The following is a 21278-nucleotide window of genomic DNA, read 5'->3' on the forward strand; positions in this document are numbered from 1 at the left end:
AAATCTTGTGTAGATTTTCGGGCTTTGTAATTATCAATTAATAAAACGAAATACTGTGGAATAAAGTGAAAGAAAAGTGTGATAAGGGGTTGAATTAGTGTCCGATTACTTAAGAAGTGCCGTATTTGAACATTCCTTTTGGCTACATGTGTTAAGTGACCATAGTCGTTTTATTTATGACTCGCTATATCCTTCAGAAAAAGATGATATTTCAAAAGCGGTTTACTTCATTAAGAATTTTGATCAACTCCGTAGACAAGTAGACTCTCAAAATGAATCAACTATCGAGAACTTTACAAGAGATGTGGAAAAACTTGTAGCTGAACTAAAACAATTTAAGCTGTCCCTTATTAAACGTCATTTGCTTGGTCAAATGAATATCCATTTATCTCCTACTTTTATGAATCATATGGTGAATGAGTTAGAGGAATATCAGCTAATTTTAAGTTATTTAAAAGTTAAAAAAGTGCCGCCTATTTTTCATGAATTACATCATCATTTAGTATGGCTAGTTGATGCTGCTGGTCATGCTGGGGCAATTAATGATCAACTCGATGGGGTTGAAAAAAAGTTAAAGGAAAAAAGTCATGAATTTACGAAACAATTTGAACAATTTTATTTAAAAGCGGTTGAGTTAACTGGATATTTGCGTAGTAATGTGAAGAGATTCCCCGCATTAAAAAAATTTAATCATGATGTGGAAGTGGAAATGGGCTTATTTAAAACCTTTTTAAACGAGCTTAAGGAAATGGAATTGAGCGCTGAAATTCTTGGAACATTTACAGCTTCCATGGCAGATCATATGGCAAGGGAAGAACAATATTACTTAACGAAATTAATGCAATCATCAAATGCAAAAGCCAAATAATAAAAGCGTCTCACTCGTTGAGACGCTTTTGCTATTTACGCATTTACTGTTTCAATTGTATTTAAAACTTTTTGAAGATTTTTTAATTCTTCGTTGTTTAGTGGAATCATTGGTAAACGAACACCACCAACATTCACTCCATTTAGGTTTAATGCAGCTTTTACTGATGTTGGGTTTGGTGTAGCAAATAATACTTTCATAACTGGTAATAGTCTGCGGTGATCACGTGCTGCTTCTTGTAAATTACCACTTAAGAATTTTTGAATCATTGCTTGCATTTCATTACCAATAATATGAGATGCAACTGAGATTACACCAGCTCCACCGATTGAAAGTGCTGGAATCGTTAAACCATCATCACCACTATATAATGTGAAATGTTCTGGTGTTTTTTCAATAATTTCTGCCATTGCATCTAAATTACCGCTTGCTTCTTTAATCGCTACGATATTTTTAATTTCTGATAGTCGAACAACTGTATCAACAGAAATGTTAACGACACTACGACCTGGAACGTTATATAAAATAATAGGCAATACAGTACTTTCAGCGATTGCTTTGAAGTGTTGATATAATCCTTCTTGCGATGGCTTGTTATAGTATGGAGCAACAAGCATAACCGCATCAACTCCTGCACTTTCAGCAGCTCTTGTTAGTTCAATTGATGCTTTTGTGTTGTATGAACCAGTACCAGCAATAACAGGAATTCGACCATTCACTACTTTTACTGCGAAATTAAATAGTTGAACTTTTTCTTCTTCGCTTAATGTTGGTGACTCACCAGTTGTACCTGATACGACTAATCCATCAGTACCGTTTGCAATTAAGTAATTAATTAAGTTTTCAGTTGCCTGCCAATCAATTTCACCATTTTGATCAAAAGGAGTTACCATAGCAGTTAAAATTTTTCCGAAATTCATTCTTCTCCACATCCTCATCATTTTTATAATCGAATAGAGGGAGAAGGGCGTTAATGTATAAACGCAAAAAAGCAATAACGAGGACTCGTTATTGCTTAGAAATAAAAATCATTTCCTTGCGTAAGATAGCCCTCCATATAGTAAAACCTATATGACAGTTCTGCATTTATTCAACAACAGAACCAGCTTCAAGATTAAATGAGCATCTTGTAGCTTCGGCAAATTCCCCTTTCGACAATTGTCAACGGACCTCATTCTCCTCGAATTGTGTACTAATGGTCTTTGCGCCTCTATCCTTACTTCAAAAGTTTTGAAATAAGAAAATATATAATTATCAATTAGTGTACATCCTTTTATAGTGGAATGCAACACCTTTTCTAAATTTATAAAAAAATTAGCAAATTCAAACTATTTAACGATTATACGAGGGAAATTGATACTTTACAGGTACTATTAACTCTGTATTAAAACATTCTAGCTGAACAATCTAAAGACATAAGGAGGTGATAGAAATGGCTGACCGTAGTTCAAATAAGTTACAAGTACCTGGAGCACAGGCGGCAGTTGATCAAATGAAATACGAAATTGCTCGCGAATTTGGTGTAAACCTTGGACCAGAGGATGCTTCTCGTGCGAATGGTTCAGTTGGTGGAGAAATTACAAAACGTCTTGTGCAAATGGCAGAAGCACAATTAAGAGGTCGTTCAGGACAATAAAAATATAAAATGACTAAGGGCTAATTCAAAAAACTATTTTTTGTGTCAGCCTTTAGTCTTTTATTTAGTTTATTAACTATTTGTTCATTAATCATTATTATCTTAGAACTATCTATTAATACAGTTAGCTATTATTATTTTTTTCCAGAAATTCAAATTACTATATTTAAATTCCTTTCTTTGGTAGAATTGTTTTGCTTGAAAATTCTATAAAAAGAAGGGAATGGAGTGAAATGTGGAAAAAGTTAACTGCTTCTGCACTTATGTTATCGCTTGCGGCTGCGAGTATTGCACATGTTGAAAATACAAGTGCTGCTGCAATTGATTCGAATGAAGTAACACGCGGGGAATATGTAAAAAAAGTAATTGAAACAATGGGATTAGAACTAGGTACTGGAAAAATAGTGAAATTTGAAGATGTACCGGACTCTTTAAAACCTTATATTGAAAAAGCAATCGAATTAAAGTTAGTGTCAGGAAAAACGGAAACACAATTTGCTCCAGATGACAAGATTACGCGAGAAGAGGCAATTGTCATTGTTGCAAATGCGCTACAAAAGGATAGCGACTATTCTGAAGCAGTTTTAAATAAATTTAAAGATAGTAAAGAAATACAAAAAGATAACCGTGATGAAGTTGCAAAAGCTGTTTCATTAGGTATTTTAAAAGGTTATGGAGATCAGACATTAAAACCAACAAATGTTTTATCATATAGACATATGAATACTATTTTAGAACGTTTCTTAAAGGAATATTCACCAGTGGAAGCAAATACAACTGTGTCTTTAAGAATTTTAGGAACATCGGATATTCATACGAATATTATGAACTATGACTATTACAAAGATACTGAATCTAATAGTTTAGGTTTAGTAAAGACAGCTACACTAATTAAAAAAGCACGAGAAGAAAATCAAAATACATTGTTATTTGATAATGGAGATTCTATACAAGGTACTCCACTTGGGTCATATAAACAAGCTGTAGCTGTACTTAAAGACGGGGAAGAGCACCCATCGATTACTGCTATGGAATTGTTAGACTATGATGGTTCTACATTTGGGAACCATGAATTTAATTATGGATTAGATTATTTAGATGAAGTACTAGATGATGCAGATTTCCCTTATGTAAATGCAAACATTAAAGATGCAACTACTGGTGAGAATCTGTATACACCTTATGTATTGATAGATAAAGAAGTTGTTGATTCACAAGGAAATAAAACAACGATTAAAGTGGGAGTAACTGGTATTGTACCACCACAAATATTAAATTGGGATAAGTCTCATCTTGAAGGTAAAATTGTTGTAGACGATTCAGTACAAGCTGTTGAGAAGGTAGTACCCGTTATGGAAAAAGAAGGAGCAGATGTGATCGTTGTTCTTTCACATTCAGGATTAGGGGATACTACTCATGAAGTAGGGGAAGAAGACGTGACGTATCTACTGACAAAAGTAGAAGGTGTAGATGCCATCATTACTGGTCATGCTCATCAAGTATTCCCGGGACAAGTGGACGAGTCATTAACAGGCGTTGATTTAGAGCAAGGAACAATCAACGGTGTACCTGTTGTCATGCCAGGTAAATATGGCAGTCATTTAGGTGTGATAGATTTAACGCTTGAACAAAAAGGTGAAGAATGGGAAGTTGTTAACTCTAAAGCCGAAGTACGTAAAATTGCAGAAGATGCATCTGATGTGGATAAGGAAGTAGCTGCAGTTGTAAAAGAAGCCCATGAAGGAACAATTGAATATGTTCGACAAGCAGTAGGTAACACAACTGCAGATATTCATAGTTACTTCTCACAAGTTCAAGACGATCCATCTATTCAAATTGTGACAAATGCACAGACAGAATATGTTAAAGAAAAAATAAAAGGTACACAATTTGAAAACTTACCTGTACTTTCAGCAGGAGCTCCTTTTAAAGCAGGTACTCGTAGCGATCCTGACTATTACACATTTGTTCCAAAAGGTGAATTAGCAATTAAAAACGTGGCTGATTTATATTTATATGATAATACTGTAGCAATTATTAAGGTTACAGGCGCAGACGTGAAAGAATGGTTGGAAATGTCTGCAGGTCAGTTTAATCAAATTGATCCATCGAAAACGGAAGAACAACAACTAATTAATACAGAATTCCGTTCTTACAATTATGATGTGATTGATGGTGTAACGTATGAAATTGACGTAACACAACCTGCAAAATATGATGCAAATGGTAAACTTGTAAATGAAAAAGCAGAACGTATTGTTAATTTACAATATGATGGTAAACCAATTGACTTAACACAAGAATTTATCGTGGCAACAAATAATTACCGTGCAAATGGAACGTTCCCAGGTGTACGTAATGCATCTTATGTTGAAATTTACCCAGATGAAAACCGTCAAGCAATCATTGACTATATCATTGCGAATAAGACAATTGATCCTACTGCTGATGGTAATTGGAAGTTTTCTGAGCTACCAAAAGAAGCAAATATTGTATTTGAAACTTCTAAGAAAGCAGTGGATGTAATTCCTCAGAATAGTAATATTCAATACATCGGTGAGGGTACTGATGGCTTTGGTAAATATTCAATAAAATAAACTCATTTTAAAGCTCTACATAAATTTACTTATGTAGAGTTTTTTGATTGGTGTTTTTCATTTTTTGTATTTCTTTCATTAAATAATTTACTTGCATTTCTAATTCTTTTATTCGAGCTTCCTCAGATGTTTTAACAGAAGCGTCTTTAGAAGCGTTATTATAATTTTGATACACTTCCCGTTGAAGTTCTTCAAGCGCAAGGAAGGAAGCGTAAGATTCGATTATCCCTCCAATTAGAGAGAGAACACCGCCAAATGCACCTAGCTTAGCAATAAATAATTCGTTTTTACTAGAGGTATCTTCACCTTCAATATCTGTGATTGGGTTATTTACAATTGGGCGTTGAATAGGCGGAATGATAATAGGTCGATTTTGATATTGCACGGTCCCCCTCCTCTATTGCCATTCTCTTTGTATTGTATGTCATGACAAAGTGAAAGGAGACTAAGTTAATCTTTTAAAATAAAAAAGAAGCCTAAAGACGATGCAGTCTAAAGGCCATTCACACAAATAATGTTTTATGATTTATTTAAAATAAACGAAATAGCGGTTGAAAATTTATATTGTCGTCTAGATATACTATTCATTTTATCTAGTTCGTCTCGATTAATTAATTGAATACCGTTAGATTTTGCTAAATTTTTAGCTGGGGTAGTGTAGTATTGGTTCGTAACAACGATTCCTACATCAGCTCGATAGTGTTTAATCGCACCAGCTACTTCTTGAACAGCGCGGATACCTGCTTTTTTATTTAAACACTTAGCTTGGACGACAAATGTTTTTTTTCCCTTCTTTAAAATCAAATCTGCTCCATAATCCTTAGATTTTTTAGTTAGCTTCACCTTATATCCATGTCTTTCATAAAGCTGTTTTAAGTACTTTTCAAATTCTTGCCCTGTCATTTCATCAATTTCATGAAGCTCCAATAATTTATTTTTAGTAAAAAAGGATTTTACAAAATAAAAGATTGGTTTAAATAATTTGCTCAAAATTTTATAAACAAACATTCTCACAGGTTTATAAATACATGTAATGACGATTGCTAATAATAGATAAAAAGAAAAATCAGTTACGCTCGGTTGAACAGATAGCGAATTTAACATTGCTATCAAAATACAAAAAGCAAAAATACTAAGAATTAAAAACTCTGTTACTTTTGTTTCTTTCACTTTTACCTTTTGTTTTCTCATCGATGACATCCTTTTGCTAATATATTATGAAATTATTTTGTTTAATTAACGATTTAATATACGTTGTCATTTTTTACAGAAATAACAATCTATAAAGTAAACAAAGAATACTTATACTACACACTGAGGTGAAAAATGGTGTATAAATTATTGTCCCATAACGACCTAGATGGTGTAGGTTGTGGTATATTAGCAAAGCTCGCTTTTGATAAAGATGTGAAGGTTCGATATAATTCCATTGCTTCTTTAAATCGTGAAATTGAATATTTTTTAGAAAATGATTCACCAGATACTTTTTTATTTATTACGGATCTTTCACCAAATGAGGAAAATGAGAAACGATTAACTAGCCATTATGCAGAACATGAAAATATTCAACTGATTGATCATCATAAAACGGCATTACATTTAAATGAGCAGGATTGGGGTTATGTTTTAGTAGAGGATGAAGATGGCAAGCTCGCTTCAGCAACCTCATTATTTTATGAATATTTAGTATCAAACAAATATTTGAATCCAACAAAAGCGATTTCTGAATTTGTCGAATTAGTTCGGCAGTATGATACGTGGGAATGGGAAAAGAATGAAAATCAAAAAGCCCATTCTTTAAATTCTTTGTTTTTCTTAGTATCGATTGACGAGTTTGAAGAAATGATGATTGAACGTCTAAAATCAAGCGATCATTTTGATTTTGATGAATTCGAAAAGCGATTATTAAATATGGAAGAAGATAAAATTGAACGTTACATTAATAGGAAAAAACGTGAAATTGTTCAAGCAAAAATCGGAAAACATTATGTTGGCATTGTTTATGCGGAATCTTATCATTCTGAATTGGGAAATGAGTTAGGAAAGGAATTTGCTCATCTTGATTATATTGCTATGCTCAGCTTAGGTGGAAAACGCATTTCTTTTCGTACCATCCATGATCATGTAGATGTTTCGGAAGTAGCTGGAACTTATGGTGGTGGTGGGCATCAAAAAGCTTCAGGATCTTCTTTAACCGAAAAAGCATTTAAACAATTTGTAACAGATACGTTCAATTTAGAACCTCTACATGCGGATGCAAAACGAAATCGTTATAATATAAAAGAAACATCCTTTGGTACGTTATATCAAAATCGTAGAGATGACTTGTTTTTCCTATATCAGAAAAACGGAAAATGGCACATTAAACAAAATAAGAAAAAATTATCCGATTCCTTTATTAGTTTTGCTGAAGGAGAAAAGTTCTTAAAACGAAACTTTGAAGCATGGTTAGTAAAAGATGAATTCTTTGTGGAGTATTTAATAAATGAAGTTAAAAAGAAGGAGTAGTAAATGAGTAAATCATTGCTACTCTTTTTTTGTTGAAAGAAAAGAGTATTTTTTTAAGATTTACCCAGCTTCAATAAGTAAATTGTATTGAATTTTCTTAATTTAATGCCGATTAAAAAGGTGTACAAATGGATTGTATAAGGATAAAATAGTTGAGACTTTAGTAATATAATGGTTTAGTGTAATAAAATGGATTTGATATAAAAAGTGGTGAAATTGATGAATGGAAATCCTAGTGACATTGAATATATTAATCGAATATTTAATGAACTAACTGACAATATTATTGTACTAAATAAACTTAGAAACATATTATACATAAATCCTCAAGCAATGAGGCTGTTTGATTTAAGTAATGTTAACGAACTAATTGGACAACCAATTAATACAATCTTTGTAGACTTGTTCGATTCAGAAGAAAATAATATTTATACTGCAATGAAAAAAGCAAACGAGTCTTTCCTAGTAGATGTAAAGATAGAGCGAGTACATTTAGGGGATAACGCATACGAGATTCTTCTTTTGAAAACGATTGAACAAAATAAATTAGATGAGATTAATAAAAGGAAAATTTGCTTTTTTGATATGATGAGAAATGTTCAAAATGGCATTTTCTGTATGGAGAAAAATAAAGAGGGCCAATTTATTTATACAATGGCAGTTGGAAAACTTTTAGAGGAAATCGGTGTAGGGTGTAACACATTGATAGACAAAACGCCATCTGAAGTGTTTCCCAATGAAATCGCGCTACTTAAAGAAGAGCATTATAAGAAAGCATTCAAAGGATTTCATACAACATATGAGGTGAAGATAAAAAACAAACTTCTATATGTTGATGTCACACCTGTAAAAAATGGAAAAGAAGTTACGGGATTAGTTGGAACAGTAACGGACTTTTCGGAATTAAGAACAACACAACAAGAGCTCCTTATTAATGAAGAAAGATTTCAAACGTTATTTAAGTATAGCCAAGACTATATCATTATCCTTAGTAAGAATGGCGATACAATTAATATGAATCCAAGTGCATTAGAATTTTTAGGATTAACAAATGAGGACATTTCAAGTTTTAGTTTATATGATATTATTCCAAGTAGTGATCAAGTACGAGTAAGAATCCATTTTGAACAAGCTACTCTAGGATATGCTCAAAATTTTGAACTTGGCTATAACCGTGAGAATGATAGAGAAGTATATTTTAATATCACACTATTTCCAATTATTGTTGATTCCAATATTCAAGGAGTATATTTGGTAGCAAAGGATATTACAGAGCAGAAGAAAAATCAATTTAGAAATGCATATTTAGCTCAGCATGATGAATTAACTACTCTTCCAAATAGAAGATGGATGGAAAGTAAACTTAATGAATCTTTACAACATGCAAAACTACAGAATAAGAATCTTGCTGTACTTTATATCGATTTAGATCGGTTTAAATCCATTAATGATACGTTAGGGCATTATATTGGCGATCAATTACTCAAACAATTTGCTATGCGCTTAGTTCAGTGTGTTGGGGATAATCATGTGTCCCGTATGGGTGGAGATGAGTTTATGGTCCTGATACCAGATACAATAGGTAAAATTGAAGCGACTGAAATAGCAGATGCGATTTTAAAAAGTTTAACCAGACCATTTTATATAGAAGATTATGAATTATTTATTACAACAAGCATAGGGATTAGTATGTTTCCGTCTACAGGAAACGATGGTATAGATTTAATGAAAAAGGCAGACATAGCTTTGTATAAAGCAAAAGAATTTGGCCGTAACATGTATCAACTGTACGATGTATCGATGAATAATAAAAATTATCAATCGTTAATTTTGGAAAGAGATTTGCGAAAAGCTATATTAAATGAAGAATTTATCGCTTATTTCCAACCAAGAGTAGATGCAAGTTCAGGTAAAGTAATTGGCGCAGAAGCATTAATTCGTTGGAATCATCCGGTTGTTGGATTAATTTCTCCAGGAGAATTTATACCTCTTGCAGAAGAAACAGGACTTATTATACCAATGGGGAAATGGATGAAAAAGAGAGTTTGCGAACAACTAGTTACATGGAGAGAAGCAGGACTTCCTATCGTGCCAATTAGTGTGAATATTAGTTCTCAGCGGTTTTTACAAAAAAACTTTGCCATGGATATTCGGGAGTTATTGGAAGAATACAATTTAGAAGGTAAATATTTAGAAATTGAAATTACAGAGAATTCAATTATGAAAAATGAAGAAACCGTAACCAAGACGTTAAGGGAATTAAAGGAACTTGGTGTGAAAATTTTTATTGATGACTTTGGTACAGGCTATTCTTCTTTTAATTATTTAAAAACTTTCCAAATTGATGGTGTAAAGATTGACCGTTCTTTTATTCAGAACATATCATCAGAATCTGAAAATGCGAGTATCACGACAGCAATGATTAAAATGGCGCAACATTTAAAATTAGACGTCATCGCAGAAGGTGTGGAAACTGAAGGGGAATTAAATTATTTACTTGAACAAAATTGTAATGAAATGCAAGGTTTCTTCTTTGGAAGACCATGCCCAATTGACGAATTTGAATGTAACTTTTTAAAAGGATAAATTTTGTTAAAGCTTAGAATGTCTTATTGGCATTTTAGGCTTTTTTCCTTGTAATCCATAAAATTGTAAATTGTTCTATAGCTCATGTATGATTGATTTAACGATAGAACTACTAGGAGTGATTTGGGGATGGAAATTGGACTAACTACCTTTGTTGAAACAACACCCGATGTAAAAACAGGTAAAGTAATTAGTCATGCAGAACGTATTCAACAAGTTTTAGAAGAAATTATTTTGGCAGATGAAGTGGGATTAGATGTATATGGTGTAGGTGAACATCATCGAAAAGACTATGCATGTTCTACACCGGCAGTACTATTGGCTGCAGCAGCTTCACGAACAAAAAATATTCGCTTAACAAGTGCAGTTACCGTATTATCTTCTGATGATCCAGTACGTGTTTTTCAAGAGTTTTCAACGGTAGATGCCATTTCAAATGGTCGTGCTGAAATTATGGCGGGTCGCGGGTCTTTTATCGAATCTTTCCCGCTTTTCGGCTATGATTTAAAAGATTACGATGAGTTATTTGAGGAGAAATTGGATTTACTCCTTCAAATAAGAGAGAATGAAATCATTAATTGGGAAGGTCGCCACCGTCCATCTATTCCAAATAGAGGCGTTTATCCACGACCGGTTCAAGATCCATTACCAGTATGGATAGCAAGCGGTGGTACGCCGCAATCAGTAGCCCGTGCAGGTATGCTTGGTTTACCGTTAGCACTAGCGATTATTGGTGGAAGTCCGTTGCAGTTTGCAGCCCTTGTGAAGTTATATTATCGTTCCGCTGAAAAGGCAGGACATGACATTTCAAAATTAACTGTTGCGTCACACTCCCATGGGTTTGTTGCCCAAACAACAGAAGAAGCGGTCGAAAAGTTCTTCCCACCGACACAATACGCAATGAATGTATTAGGAAGAGAGCGTGGTTGGGGACCATACACGCGGGACACTTTTGATTATGCTAGAAGTTTAGAAGGAGCTCTGTATACTGGTGATGTAAAAACAGTGGCAGAAAAAATTATATTACTCCGTAAAAAAGTTGGTATTACTCGTTTTATGCTCCATTGCCCAGTTGGGTCGATGCCTCATGAGGATGTTATGAAATCTATAGAATTATTTGGGAAAGAAGTAGCTCCAATGGTTCGAGAAGAAGTTGATCGTTGGGAAGCATCGGGAATGCCTGAAGATTAATATTGAATCAAAAGCTAGTGAATGACTCATTAGCTTTTGATTTGCTAAAGCATCAATCTATTTTTCTCTTAAATATCAGTTCGAAAAAGGCAGACATCCCGTATGCAGCAACACTTGGTGAAAAGATTTGAACTAACTCCCACCCTTGCTTTTCATGCTCTACTACTATTTCATGATAATCTTCTTTTGGTTTCTTTCCGAAATTTGTTAAATCTATTTTACGAATTTATGCTCATACATTATAAACACCCCTTTTAACAATAAATTTTAAATGAAGTAGACATTTCTGTATATATATTAAATTCCAATTTTTTGAATTTAATAAGCAAATTGTAGCCTTTCCCACTCCCTACATCTCAGGTCTTAGATTAAATTACGTTTTAGGGCCATTTTGTTTTCAATTTATTTTTTGTATCCTTTAATTACATCAAATAAAGATTGAAAGGACGATAATTTTGAATAAAAAATTTTTTATCATTGGGATTTTGCTTATTGCAATTGTCACGGTGACTGTAATAAATATTGTTTCTAAAAATATTCCAAAAGAAGTGGAAATAAAACAAAATTTCTCTCATGTAGAGGTAGATACGGACAATTCGGATATTATTTTTATTGCTTCTAAAGATAAAACAGCAAAAGTAGAGCTTGAAAATAGTAATAACAAGTATGAACTAATTGCAAATGTGCATGGTGATACGTTAGAGGTTGAGATCGAGCATAAATGGTTCAGACTATTTTCTTTTAATTTCTTTTCAAAAACACCGAAATTAGTAATTTATCTACCGGAAAATATTTCTGGAACGATTACTGCAGAGACGGCGAATGGTTCAATTGAAGCTGACAAACTTTCTGCTAAAGAAATGACTGTAGAAACGAATAACGGTGAAGTCTATTTAAGTAATTTAAAAGTTTCATCCCTTTATATTGAATCAGATAATGGGGAAGTCTTTTTAGAAAATATCGATGGTAAAATTGTAGGGGAGTCTTCCAATGGTGATATTTCACTTGTAAATGATACTTTAGATCAACCGGTAAATCTTGAAACAAATAATGGGACAATTTCAATTCAAACAAAAAATGAACCTAAAAATGTGACAATTGAAGTAGAAACTGATAATGGTGAAATTTCGATTTTTGGTAACGCAAATGCAAAAACTGTATTTGGGAAAGGAAAAGAGTTAGTTAAGTTAAGTTCTAATAATGGGGATATTATTGTAGAATAGTAGAATTTTAAATGTTGAAAGAGGAAGAAGCAAGCTGGTAAATTTAAAGAATCTTCCTCTTTTTTATAATTAATTTTTTCACACTTATCTAACATCCGAAGTCACCTTTTCCACCTCCATAATATATACCACAATACGTATTTTCCTAAAGGAATTAAGTGAGGGAAAAAGAATACAATAAATAGTATTGAGTAAAAAGTTTTCCACTCGATAGAAACGCAAAACTTTAAGTAAAGGTGAGTCATTTATATGAACGATGTGTTGGTGATTGATGCTGATTTAGCTTATCAACGTGCTGAACAGAAAGCAGAGAAGTATTTTAATGATTTAGTCAAAGAAATAAAAGAAAAGACATATGACCAAACCTTAATTAATGATTTTCTATCGTGGAAAGGTAATCATATTCATCATCCAAAATTCTTTTCTTATTTTAGTAGAAAAAATCGAAAACCAAGTTCAAAAGAGTTTCATCAATATATTCAATGGCTTGATATGACCAATAAATTAGAAGGTTATTTGGATCGAAGTGTATCTTACTTATATTTGCGAGATTTAGGGAAGAAATTAAATGACCCTAAAACAGAGGAGAAAATTCAAAAGGAAGTTGCGCGGTTAAAAAATCAATTAACTAATTCCTCTAGCAATGAGACAAATGAATTTTTCAATATAAGTCGTTTGTTTCGCAAAGCACAAAAAGAAGGAATCGACCATACTTTTGTTTGGCTAATGGATAAATTGAATGGGGTTGCTAGAAATATTCCAGAAGGATTAGATGCAGTGAATGCGCGAAGAAAGCTTATTAAAATTATTGCCGGAGTATTAATGCATACTGCAGATGAGATGGATGAAGATGTTTCAGTCAACCGTGAAAATAAATTGGATCAGGCGATTCGGCTAGGGTACTCTTATGGTATAACTTATCCTTTTATCGATGATTTGTTGGATTCTCAAATACTATCCGAACAAGAAAAAATCAATTTCTCTGAAATCATAAGAACTGCATTAGTGACAGGAAACGTTCCAGAACTTGGGCAAGAATGGTCAGTAGAGAGACTTCAATTTATGCAGTATATTCATTCAGAACTGCAGGAAGCGTTTGAATATATAAAGTCCCACCAATCTCATGAAAACCTTCATAAATTTTTCGAGCAAGCGTATGTTTTTTTTAATTCTCAAGAAGTCGACCGAAGAAAGAATCTGACAAATGCCCATTATTCTAATGAAGAAATTTATATACCTATTATTTTAAAATCCTCTTCCTCCAGATTAATTTCACGCTCAATTCTCACTGTTTCCGATGATGAAGGATTTGAAAATCGGATATTTTTATATGGGATTTACAATCAACTTGCGGATGATTTTGCTGATATGTTTGATGATATGAAAGATGGGGCAGTGACGCCATACACTTATTATTTGAAGCATCATAAATATCGTTCAGATTTAATTAACCCCTTTGAAATGTATTGGGCAGTTATTGTAAACCTTATACACAATGTCTATGAATCTGACCCGAAAACTAAAGATGTAATATTAAACCGGGCAATCAATGGGTTGAAGCGTTTTAAAGAAAAACATGGACAACGAAAATATAAAGAAGTAATGAGTCAATTTGCCTCAGGATTTGCTTTTAATAAAGTACTACAAAGAATGGTAGATTTAGCCGATGATGTTGACTTTTTTGATAAATTACTACGCGATCATATGATAACAAGTTTGAAAAATGAAAGTGATGAGCAAGAACAATTTAAGGAAACCATTGAGTCTGTGAGGGAACATTTAAATCAACATTTAGAAATTTCCAGAGACGCTCAAATTACGAGTTTTAAAGATAAAATAAACGATGCAGCTAATTATAGTTTATCGAGTGGTGGAAAAAGGTTAAGACCTATTATTACTTGGTTTACTGGGGTAAAGCTATATGGGGTGAATGAAGACTCCATACTTCCGCTACTTAAGTCACTAGAATATATGCATACCGCTTCACTCATTTTTGATGACTTACCTTCTCAAGATAATGCTTTGTTAAGAAGAGGACGTAGAACGATACATGAAGTATACAATGTAGCAATTGCAGAATTAACAGGTATATTTTTAACTCAAAAGGCAATTGAAGAACAATGTATACTTAATAGTTTTCAAACAGAAACGATATTAAAGCTAATTCAATATACAGCCCAGATAACTTCGAATATGTGTAAGGGCCAGATGATGGATTTAGAATCAAAAGAGAAGACTTTAACATTAGAACAATTAAATACCATGTGTTTTTATAAAACCGGGTTAGGCTTTGAAGCAGCTTTAGTGATGCCAGCTATTTTAGCAAATGCAAAGGAAACTGATATACAAGCATTGAAAAAATATGCCAAACATGCAGGAATCGCCTTTCAAATTAAAGATGATTTACTTGATGTGGAAGGGAATACGGTTGAATTAGGGAAACAAGCAGGAAAAGACAATGAAAATAATAATTCTACTTTTGTTTCAGTCTTGGGTGTTGAAAAGGCAAAAATCGAAATGTATGAGCATTACAGCTTAGCACTAGAGGCTTTAGAAGAGATACCGGCTAACACGAATTTCTTAAAATATATATTAAATTACTTGATTTATAGAGATAACTAAATAGGGTTTCCATGGGATAATAACCACGGAAACCCTGTTTTTATTGAATTTGTTCTATTTTATCACTATGGCTGTTTGCAATCGTTTCTTTTTTTCCATAGAAGTTCACAACGATCACACCTGAAATAGCGATAAGACCACCGATAAGGGAAAGGGAGGAAGGCAGTTCACTTAGCCAAATCCAAGCGACAATGATAGCAATCACTGGTTCAAGGTAAAGAATACTTGATATAGAACTAGCATTGGCAAGAGATAACGCCATTGCCCAAGTTAAGTAAGCGATAGCAGTAGGGAAGATACCAATATAAATTGAGGTTAAATTTGCCTCTAAAGTAGCTGTTTGGAGAGTTGTCAATAACCCAGGTGCAAAAATTAAAAATGGAATTGTTCCTGCCCAAGTACAATAAGCTGTTAATTCAATCGCACTGTATCTAGTGAAAAATGGTTTTTGGTACACAAAAAAGAGGGAGGTCGCAATCGCTGCGAGTAGTGTTAAAAATATACCAGGTGCAATACCAAAGGATGTATCACCAGAACCAATCGCAATTAATAGTATGCCGATAAACCCAAATCCTAATCCAACCCAACCAATTTTTCCTAATCGTTCTTTTAAAATGATTATCGCTAGAATCGTTGTGAAGATTGGTCCAGAACCGATTAACATACCTGCTGTTCCTGCACTAATGGTTAATTGTCCATTCGTAGCACAAATATGATACCCACTAATTCCAATCCAACCTAGGAGCATAATTTTCCAAAAGTCTTCCTTCTTTGGTAAACGAATTTTAAAACTTGGAATACAAGCGAGTATCGCAAAAATTACAGATGCTAATAGAAAACGAAATAAAATAAGATGTCCTGCAGAAAAGCCTCCACTTAAGCTAACACTATTTGCCGCGAAGGTTGATCCCCATATAACAACAGTGAAAAGTCCTAATAATAATGCTTTTGAATTCAATTACTTTCACCATACTTTCTACAATAAATCATAGAAACAATCTTCTCACGTTCTCTATCATATTAGCAATATTTTTTTGTGGCTATTACAAAAGATAAATGAGCCCATAATGGACAACAAAAAAGAGAGTTTAACTTCAACTCTCAAAATTACTAAACTATAAATTTAGAATGAAATAATCATGCCGTCTTTTCCTGCATATGTGCCAATGGCTGCGCCCATGTAATTGACAATAATCTTTTTCGGATTAAATCGATGGAAAAGATTTTGCTTTAATGCTTCCACTTCTTCTAAATTTCCGGTATGGGAAATTCCAATTGTTACATTGGAAAAGTCTTTCCCCCTTTCTTGAAGGAGTTCGAATATGCGATTTTGAAGTTTTTTCTTCCCACGGATTTTTTCATACACTTCAACCTTTCCGCCTTCAACTCTTTCTAATATAACTTTAATATTTAAAATCTTTGCTAAAGAACCTTCAAATTTACTTAATCGTCCGCCTTTGACAATGTTCTCTAAAGTATTTAGTATGACAAGGATATTCATATTATCTCGGTATTCAGTCAGGTTTTTAACGATTTCCTCTACTGAAAGCCCCTGTTTCACAAGTTCCGCTGCTCGAATGACTTGTAAACCGTGTCCAAGGGAAGCTGCTAATGTATCAAAAATCGTTACATTTGAACAATTAGCTAATTCCTTCCCAATACAAGCTGATTGATAAGTTCCACTTAGTCCAGAAGACACTGTTAAACATAAAATGTCTATATCTTTATCGTATTTAGAAAAGCTATCTACAAATGTTGCTGGAGAAGGTTGAGAAGTTTTTGGAAGTTTATTGGAACTAAACATTTTTTCTAAAAACTCCTCTGAAGAAATATCTACCTTTTCTTTATAATCTTTGCCATCAAGTGTAACGGTGATTGGGATCACATCTATGTCATATTGTTCTATGTATTTAACAGGTAAGTCTGCAGAACTATCTGTTATGATTTTTATCATTTCTGAAAACCCCTTCGATTATTAATAGGTGATATCTATTATAAACATTATACAAATTTAGATAAATCAAAATTGACTATACATTGTAAAAAAACCCCCATCTCATTTTAAGATGGGGTATGGTTCATTAATAAAACTTCTTCTTACCTTGTTCATCTTTTAAAATTTCAACGGCCTCTCTAAATCGAAGGGAATGGACAATTTCACGTTCACGGAGGAATTTTAAACCATCATTTAAATCTGGGTCATCAGATAAATCAATAATCCATTGATAAGTAGCGCGGGCTTTTTCTTCAGCGGCAATATCTTCATAAAGGTCTGCTATTGGGTCACCTTTTGCTTGAATATACGTAGCTGTCCATGGTACCCCAGATGCATCGTGATAGAATAACGCTCGATCGTGGTTTACGTAATGGTCTCCTAAACCTGCTGCTTTCATCATCTCTGGTGTCGCATCTTTCGTCAGTTTATACACCATCGTTGCAATCATCTCTAAATGTGAGAACTCTTCCATTGCAATGTCATTTAATAATCCAATAACTTTGTCAGGAATGGTATAACGTTGATTCATATAACGTAAAGCAGCTGCAAGTTCGCCGTCAGCTCCTCCATATTGCTCAATCAAAAACTTCGCAAGCATTGGGTTACATTGACTTACTCTAACGGGATATTGGAGTTTCTTTTCATAGTAAAACATCCCTTTATTTTCTCCCCTCACATTCAACATGAATTAATAAAACTTGAAATTTGCATTTTCAAGATGACTAATAGCTGTTGCTCATTAGAAGTTTTTTCAGTGCCATCTAGAGCTGAACGTGCTCCGGTTTTCGGATTGTCTAGCTGCGGCGGCTAACTCCTCGGACACTTCAATTTCCTCCTACGCGTGTAAACACGCTTGTCGGAAGTCTCCAGTGTCTGTCGGAGCTGGTCGAGCCGCCTTCGCTTTTCGGATTGTCTAGCTCCGCGCGTTAGCCGTTCGGAAACTTCGACTTCCTCCTGCGTGTGCGAGCACACTTATCAGAAGTCTCCAGTTTCTGTCACGGCTGAACGAACGCGCTCCGCTTTTCTAATGTCTAGCTGCGGCGGCTAGCTCCTCGGACACTTCAACTTCCTCCTACGCGTGTAAACACGCTTGTCGGAAGTCTCCAGTGTCTGTCGGAGCTGGTCGAGCCGCCTTCGCTTTTCTAGACTTGCCATGGCCATGGGGTGTCGTCTATGTCCCATGGGTAGTTGGAGTAGCTTCTTCCAAAGTTCATGAGCGGGCCGAATTTTTTCTCGAATTCTACTTTTAGTTGCATACTCTTTTTGGCTAATTCGTTAAATTGTTTTACTGCATCTAAATCGTTTGGGTGGGTGTCAAGGTAAAGGTTTAATTCTACAATGGCGAAGTCGATTGCTTGTAGTTCCTCAAGGCATTGATAGTATTCAGGTGGCATTTGTTTAGCCATGTTTATTCACCCCTTTATTTGGATCAGGATAAGGGCTATATAATTGTGGCCAAAGTGTACCGTGCATCAATGCTTGCTTCGGAGTAAATTGTTGTAGTCCTGGAGGTTGGAAATTCATATAGAGTTGTGGAGGTGTGTTATAACTTTTTACTCGTATTGGTTTACACGGATCAAAAGGACCCACATACGGTTCCCAATACTTATATTCTGAATGCATAAAATCCTCCTTTCATTTGCACTAACTTATGTGTATGAATGGAAAAATTCAATTATTCCCAGAAAAGTCTTATACAAATTGTGAAGAAATAGAAGAACATGGTTTTATTGAGTTGTTCTATTTAAATAGACTTTTAATTTATTTACTTGATTGTCTTTTAATTTTTTTCCCATTAAATAACTAAAAATTTATTAGGCATTATATAAAAGCCAATTTAATATGATGGTAAAGAGCTCACTGATTTTTAGATTCAGCGAAGCTCTTTTATTCTATATAAATCAAGGGCATTAACTGCACTAATGAAAAGACCTAAATTCATCTCAAGTATTCGGTATCATTTGTGGACTAACTTCATACTATGTAAAAAAGCCCTGAATGGAGGGAGAACTATCGATATTTTAAGCAGGGTAAAACGCTATAGAGAAGAAGAGAATCAACTGAAATGGGAAGGTACTTTTGCTGAATACTTAGAAATCGTAAAGCAAAGACCAGAAGTTGCACAAACAGCTCATTCACGTGTCTACAATATGATTAAAAGTGCTGGTGTACTAGAAAAAGATGGTCAAAAAATGTACCAGTTCTTTGGGAGAGAGATTTTTGGTTTAGAGTCTGCACTTGAAAGACTTGTAGAGGAATATTTCCACCCAGCAGCAAGAAGATTAGATGTTCGAAAGCGTATTCTATTATTGATGGGTCCAGTTAGTGGTGGTAAATCGACTATTGTTACATTGCTGAAAAGAGGTCTTGAGCAATACTCACGGACTGATGAAGGGGCAGTTTATGCAATTAAAGGTTGTCCAATGCATGAAGACCCTCTACATCTGATTCCACATCATCTAAGAGAAGATTTCTATAAAGAATATGGAATTCGAATTGAGGGAAGTTTATCTCCATTAAATACAATGCGTTTAGAGCAAGAATATGGAGGACGCATTGAAGATGTTATGGTTGAACGAATCTTCTTCTCTGAGGATCGTCGTGTAGGTATTGGAACATTTACTCCATCAGATCCAAAGTCTCAGGATATCGCGGATTTAACGGGTAGTATTGACTTTTCAACGATTGCGGAATACGGTTCTGAATCAGATCCGCGTGCATACCGTTTTGATGGGGAGCTCAATAAAGCGAACCGCGGTATGATGGAATTCCAAGAGATGTTAAAGTTAGATGAAAAATTCTTATGGCACTTATTATCATTAACACAAGAAGGTAACTTTAAAGCTGGGCGTTTTGCGTTAATTAGCGCGGACGAACTCATCGTAGCCCATACAAACGAAACAGAATATCGTTCGTTTATTTCAAATAAAAAGAATGAAGCGTTACATTCACGTATCATCGTTATTCCAATTCCTTATAATCTGAAGGTGAGTGAAGAGGAACGCATTTATGAAAAAATGATTCGTGAAAGTGATATGGCACATGTTCATATTGCACCACATGCGTTACGAGCAGCTGCCATATTCTCTGTATTAACAAGATTAGAAGTTCCGAAAAAAGCAGGCATTGACCTTGTTAAGAAAATGCGTCTATATGACGGTGAAGCTGTAGAAGGTTATAACTCTGTCGATGTTGAGGAATTGAAAAAAGAATATCCAAATGAAGGTATGCATGGGGTTGACCCGCGTTATGTTATTAACCGAATTTCTTCTGCAATCATACGTAAGGAAGTACCTTCAATTAACGCGTTAGATGTTCTTCGTGCTTTAAAAGATGGACTTGATCAGCATGCGTCTATTTCTGACGAAGATCGCGAAAAATATATGAATTACATTGCAGTTGCAAGAAGAGAATATGATGAAATTGCGAAAAATGAAGTACAAAAGGCGTTTGTGTATTCTTATGAAGAATCCGCTAAACACTTAATGAATAATTACCTTGATAACGTTGAGGCATTCTGTAATAAGAATAAGCTGCGCGATCCACTTACTGGTGAAGAAATGAATCCAGATGAAAAACTAATGCGTTCGATAGAAGAACAAATTGGTGTTTCTGAAAATGCAAAACGGGCATTCCGTGAAGAGATTTTAATTCGATTATCTGCATTTGCACGAAAAGGTAAACGTTTCGACTATAACTCTCATGAAAGATTGCGAGAAGCGATTCAGAAGAAACTGTTTGCTGATTTAAAAGATGTTGTGAAAATTACAACATCATCAAAAACACCTGATGAATCTCAACTTAAGAAAATTAATGAAGTAGTAGCACGTCTAATTGATGAGTATGGTTACGACTCTACTTCTGCAAATGAATTATTAAGATATGTAGGAAGTTTATTAAATAGGTAATATATTGGTGCGAGTGTCCATAAAATTTAGGACACTCATTTTTTTCTTCATTCACCTAGTTCATGCAAAATTATAAGAAAAATATGAGTTGATTGTAAGAATGTAGTGAAAACTGTCAGAAAATTTGCATATTATAAAAAAAG

The 21278-nt window shown here is 34.1% G+C and carries 18 protein-coding genes and 1 riboswitch; of the genes, 9 read left to right on the forward strand and 9 right to left on the reverse strand.

Translation table 11 applies throughout. The features are described from left to right. Nucleotides 1-97 precede the first annotated feature (97 nt). The gene (locus D8M03_RS02980; RefSeq protein ID WP_121213188.1) at nt 98-868 is read left to right on the forward strand and encodes a DUF2935 domain-containing protein; all 771 of its coding nucleotides are present in this window, start codon (nt 98-100) and stop codon (nt 866-868) included. A gap of 35 nt (nt 869-903) precedes the next feature. On the opposite strand, the gene dapA is transcribed toward D8M03_RS02980, so the two are convergent. Further along, nucleotides 904-1788, reverse strand: a complete 885-nt coding sequence (gene dapA / locus D8M03_RS02985; protein ID WP_245987436.1) for a 4-hydroxy-tetrahydrodipicolinate synthase — start codon at nt 1786-1788, stop codon at nt 904-906. A gap of 118 nt (nt 1789-1906) precedes the next feature. Next, a riboswitch (Lysine riboswitch) is annotated at nt 1907-2089 on the reverse strand. A 211-nt stretch (nt 2090-2300) separates the two neighbouring features. On the opposite strand from dapA, the gene D8M03_RS02990 reads away from it, so the two are divergent. Continuing rightward, entirely contained in the window at nt 2301-2504 is a 204-nt protein-coding gene (locus D8M03_RS02990; RefSeq protein ID WP_121213190.1) for an alpha/beta-type small acid-soluble spore protein, read from the forward strand. A 233-nt stretch (nt 2505-2737) separates the two neighbouring features. Then, nucleotides 2738-5101 carry a bifunctional 2',3'-cyclic-nucleotide 2'-phosphodiesterase/3'-nucleotidase gene (locus D8M03_RS02995; RefSeq protein ID WP_121213191.1) on the forward strand — a complete coding sequence of 788 codons (2364 nt, stop codon included), beginning with the start codon at nt 2738-2740 and terminating at the stop codon, nt 5099-5101. 25 nt (nt 5102-5126) lie between these two features. On the opposite strand, the gene D8M03_RS03000 is transcribed toward D8M03_RS02995, so the two are convergent. After that, the gene (locus D8M03_RS03000) at nt 5127-5486 is read right to left on the reverse strand and encodes a hypothetical protein (protein ID WP_121213192.1); all 360 of its coding nucleotides are present in this window, start codon (nt 5484-5486) and stop codon (nt 5127-5129) included. Nucleotides 5487-5620: 134 nt separating this feature from the next. After that, nucleotides 5621-6292: a restriction endonuclease gene (locus tag D8M03_RS03005; RefSeq protein WP_245987437.1), complete on the reverse strand. Its 672-nt coding sequence runs from the start codon at nt 6290-6292 to the stop codon at nt 5621-5623. Between the two features lie 138 nt (nt 6293-6430). Here D8M03_RS03005 and D8M03_RS03010 point away from each other — a divergent pair, with 138 nt between their 5' ends. The 3 genes from D8M03_RS03010 to D8M03_RS03020 all read left to right on the forward strand — a co-directional run bounded on the left by D8M03_RS03010 (nt 6431) and on the right by D8M03_RS03020 (nt 11386). Then, nucleotides 6431-7609 (forward strand): DHH family phosphoesterase, encoded by a 1179-nt coding sequence (locus D8M03_RS03010; protein WP_121213193.1) that lies wholly within the window; start codon nt 6431-6433, stop codon nt 7607-7609. A gap of 219 nt (nt 7610-7828) precedes the next feature. After that, the gene (locus D8M03_RS03015) at nt 7829-10195 is read left to right on the forward strand and encodes a sensor domain-containing protein (RefSeq protein WP_121213194.1); all 2367 of its coding nucleotides are present in this window, start codon (nt 7829-7831) and stop codon (nt 10193-10195) included. 129 nt (nt 10196-10324) lie between these two features. Beyond that, entirely contained in the window at nt 10325-11386 is a 1062-nt protein-coding gene (locus D8M03_RS03020) for an LLM class flavin-dependent oxidoreductase (protein ID WP_121213195.1), read from the forward strand. A 52-nt stretch (nt 11387-11438) separates the two neighbouring features. Here D8M03_RS03020 and D8M03_RS17875 read toward each other — a convergent pair whose 3' ends face one another. Continuing rightward, nucleotides 11439-11612 (reverse strand): DUF4177 domain-containing protein, encoded by a 174-nt coding sequence (locus D8M03_RS17875; RefSeq protein ID WP_342768782.1) that lies wholly within the window; start codon nt 11610-11612, stop codon nt 11439-11441. Between the two features lie 229 nt (nt 11613-11841). Between D8M03_RS17875 and D8M03_RS03030 the strand changes: the two genes are divergently transcribed. Then, a complete protein-coding gene (locus tag D8M03_RS03030; RefSeq protein WP_170148371.1) occupies nt 11842-12609 on the forward strand; it encodes a DUF4097 family beta strand repeat-containing protein in 768 nt (255 codons plus the stop codon). A gap of 249 nt (nt 12610-12858) precedes the next feature. Continuing rightward, a complete protein-coding gene (locus D8M03_RS03035) occupies nt 12859-15231 on the forward strand; it encodes a polyprenyl synthetase family protein (RefSeq protein WP_121213197.1) in 2373 nt (790 codons plus the stop codon). A gap of 40 nt (nt 15232-15271) precedes the next feature. On the opposite strand, the gene D8M03_RS03040 is transcribed toward D8M03_RS03035, so the two are convergent. From D8M03_RS03040 to D8M03_RS03060, 5 genes are all read right to left on the reverse strand, one after another. Further along, on the reverse strand, nt 15272-16189 hold the full coding sequence (locus D8M03_RS03040; RefSeq protein WP_121213198.1) for a DMT family transporter: 918 nt from the start codon (nt 16187-16189) through the stop codon (nt 15272-15274). Between the two features lie 165 nt (nt 16190-16354). Next, nucleotides 16355-17185, reverse strand: a complete 831-nt coding sequence (locus D8M03_RS03045; protein ID WP_121213199.1) for a DegV family protein — start codon at nt 17183-17185, stop codon at nt 16355-16357. 127 nt (nt 17186-17312) lie between these two features. Beyond that, the gene (locus tag D8M03_RS03050; protein ID WP_121213200.1) at nt 17313-17882 is read right to left on the reverse strand and encodes a manganese catalase family protein; all 570 of its coding nucleotides are present in this window, start codon (nt 17880-17882) and stop codon (nt 17313-17315) included. Between the two features lie 487 nt (nt 17883-18369). Beyond that, nucleotides 18370-18633 carry a spore coat protein CotJB gene (locus D8M03_RS03055; RefSeq protein WP_121213201.1) on the reverse strand — a complete coding sequence of 88 codons (264 nt, stop codon included), beginning with the start codon at nt 18631-18633 and terminating at the stop codon, nt 18370-18372. Next, the gene (locus tag D8M03_RS03060) at nt 18626-18850 is read right to left on the reverse strand and encodes a spore coat associated protein CotJA (protein WP_121213202.1); all 225 of its coding nucleotides are present in this window, start codon (nt 18848-18850) and stop codon (nt 18626-18628) included. The genes D8M03_RS03055 and D8M03_RS03060 overlap by 8 nt, the downstream gene beginning before the upstream one ends. Before the next feature lie 389 nt (nt 18851-19239). On the opposite strand from D8M03_RS03060, the gene D8M03_RS03065 reads away from it, so the two are divergent. Then, complete coding sequence (locus D8M03_RS03065) at nt 19240-21135, forward strand: PrkA family serine protein kinase (protein ID WP_121213267.1); 1896 nt, start codon at nt 19240-19242, stop codon at nt 21133-21135. Nucleotides 21136-21278: the final 143 nt, after the last annotated feature.

The sequence above is a fragment of the Ureibacillus endophyticus genome (assembly GCF_003628435.1).
Lineage (GTDB): Bacteria > Bacillota > Bacilli > Bacillales_A > Planococcaceae > Ureibacillus > Ureibacillus endophyticus.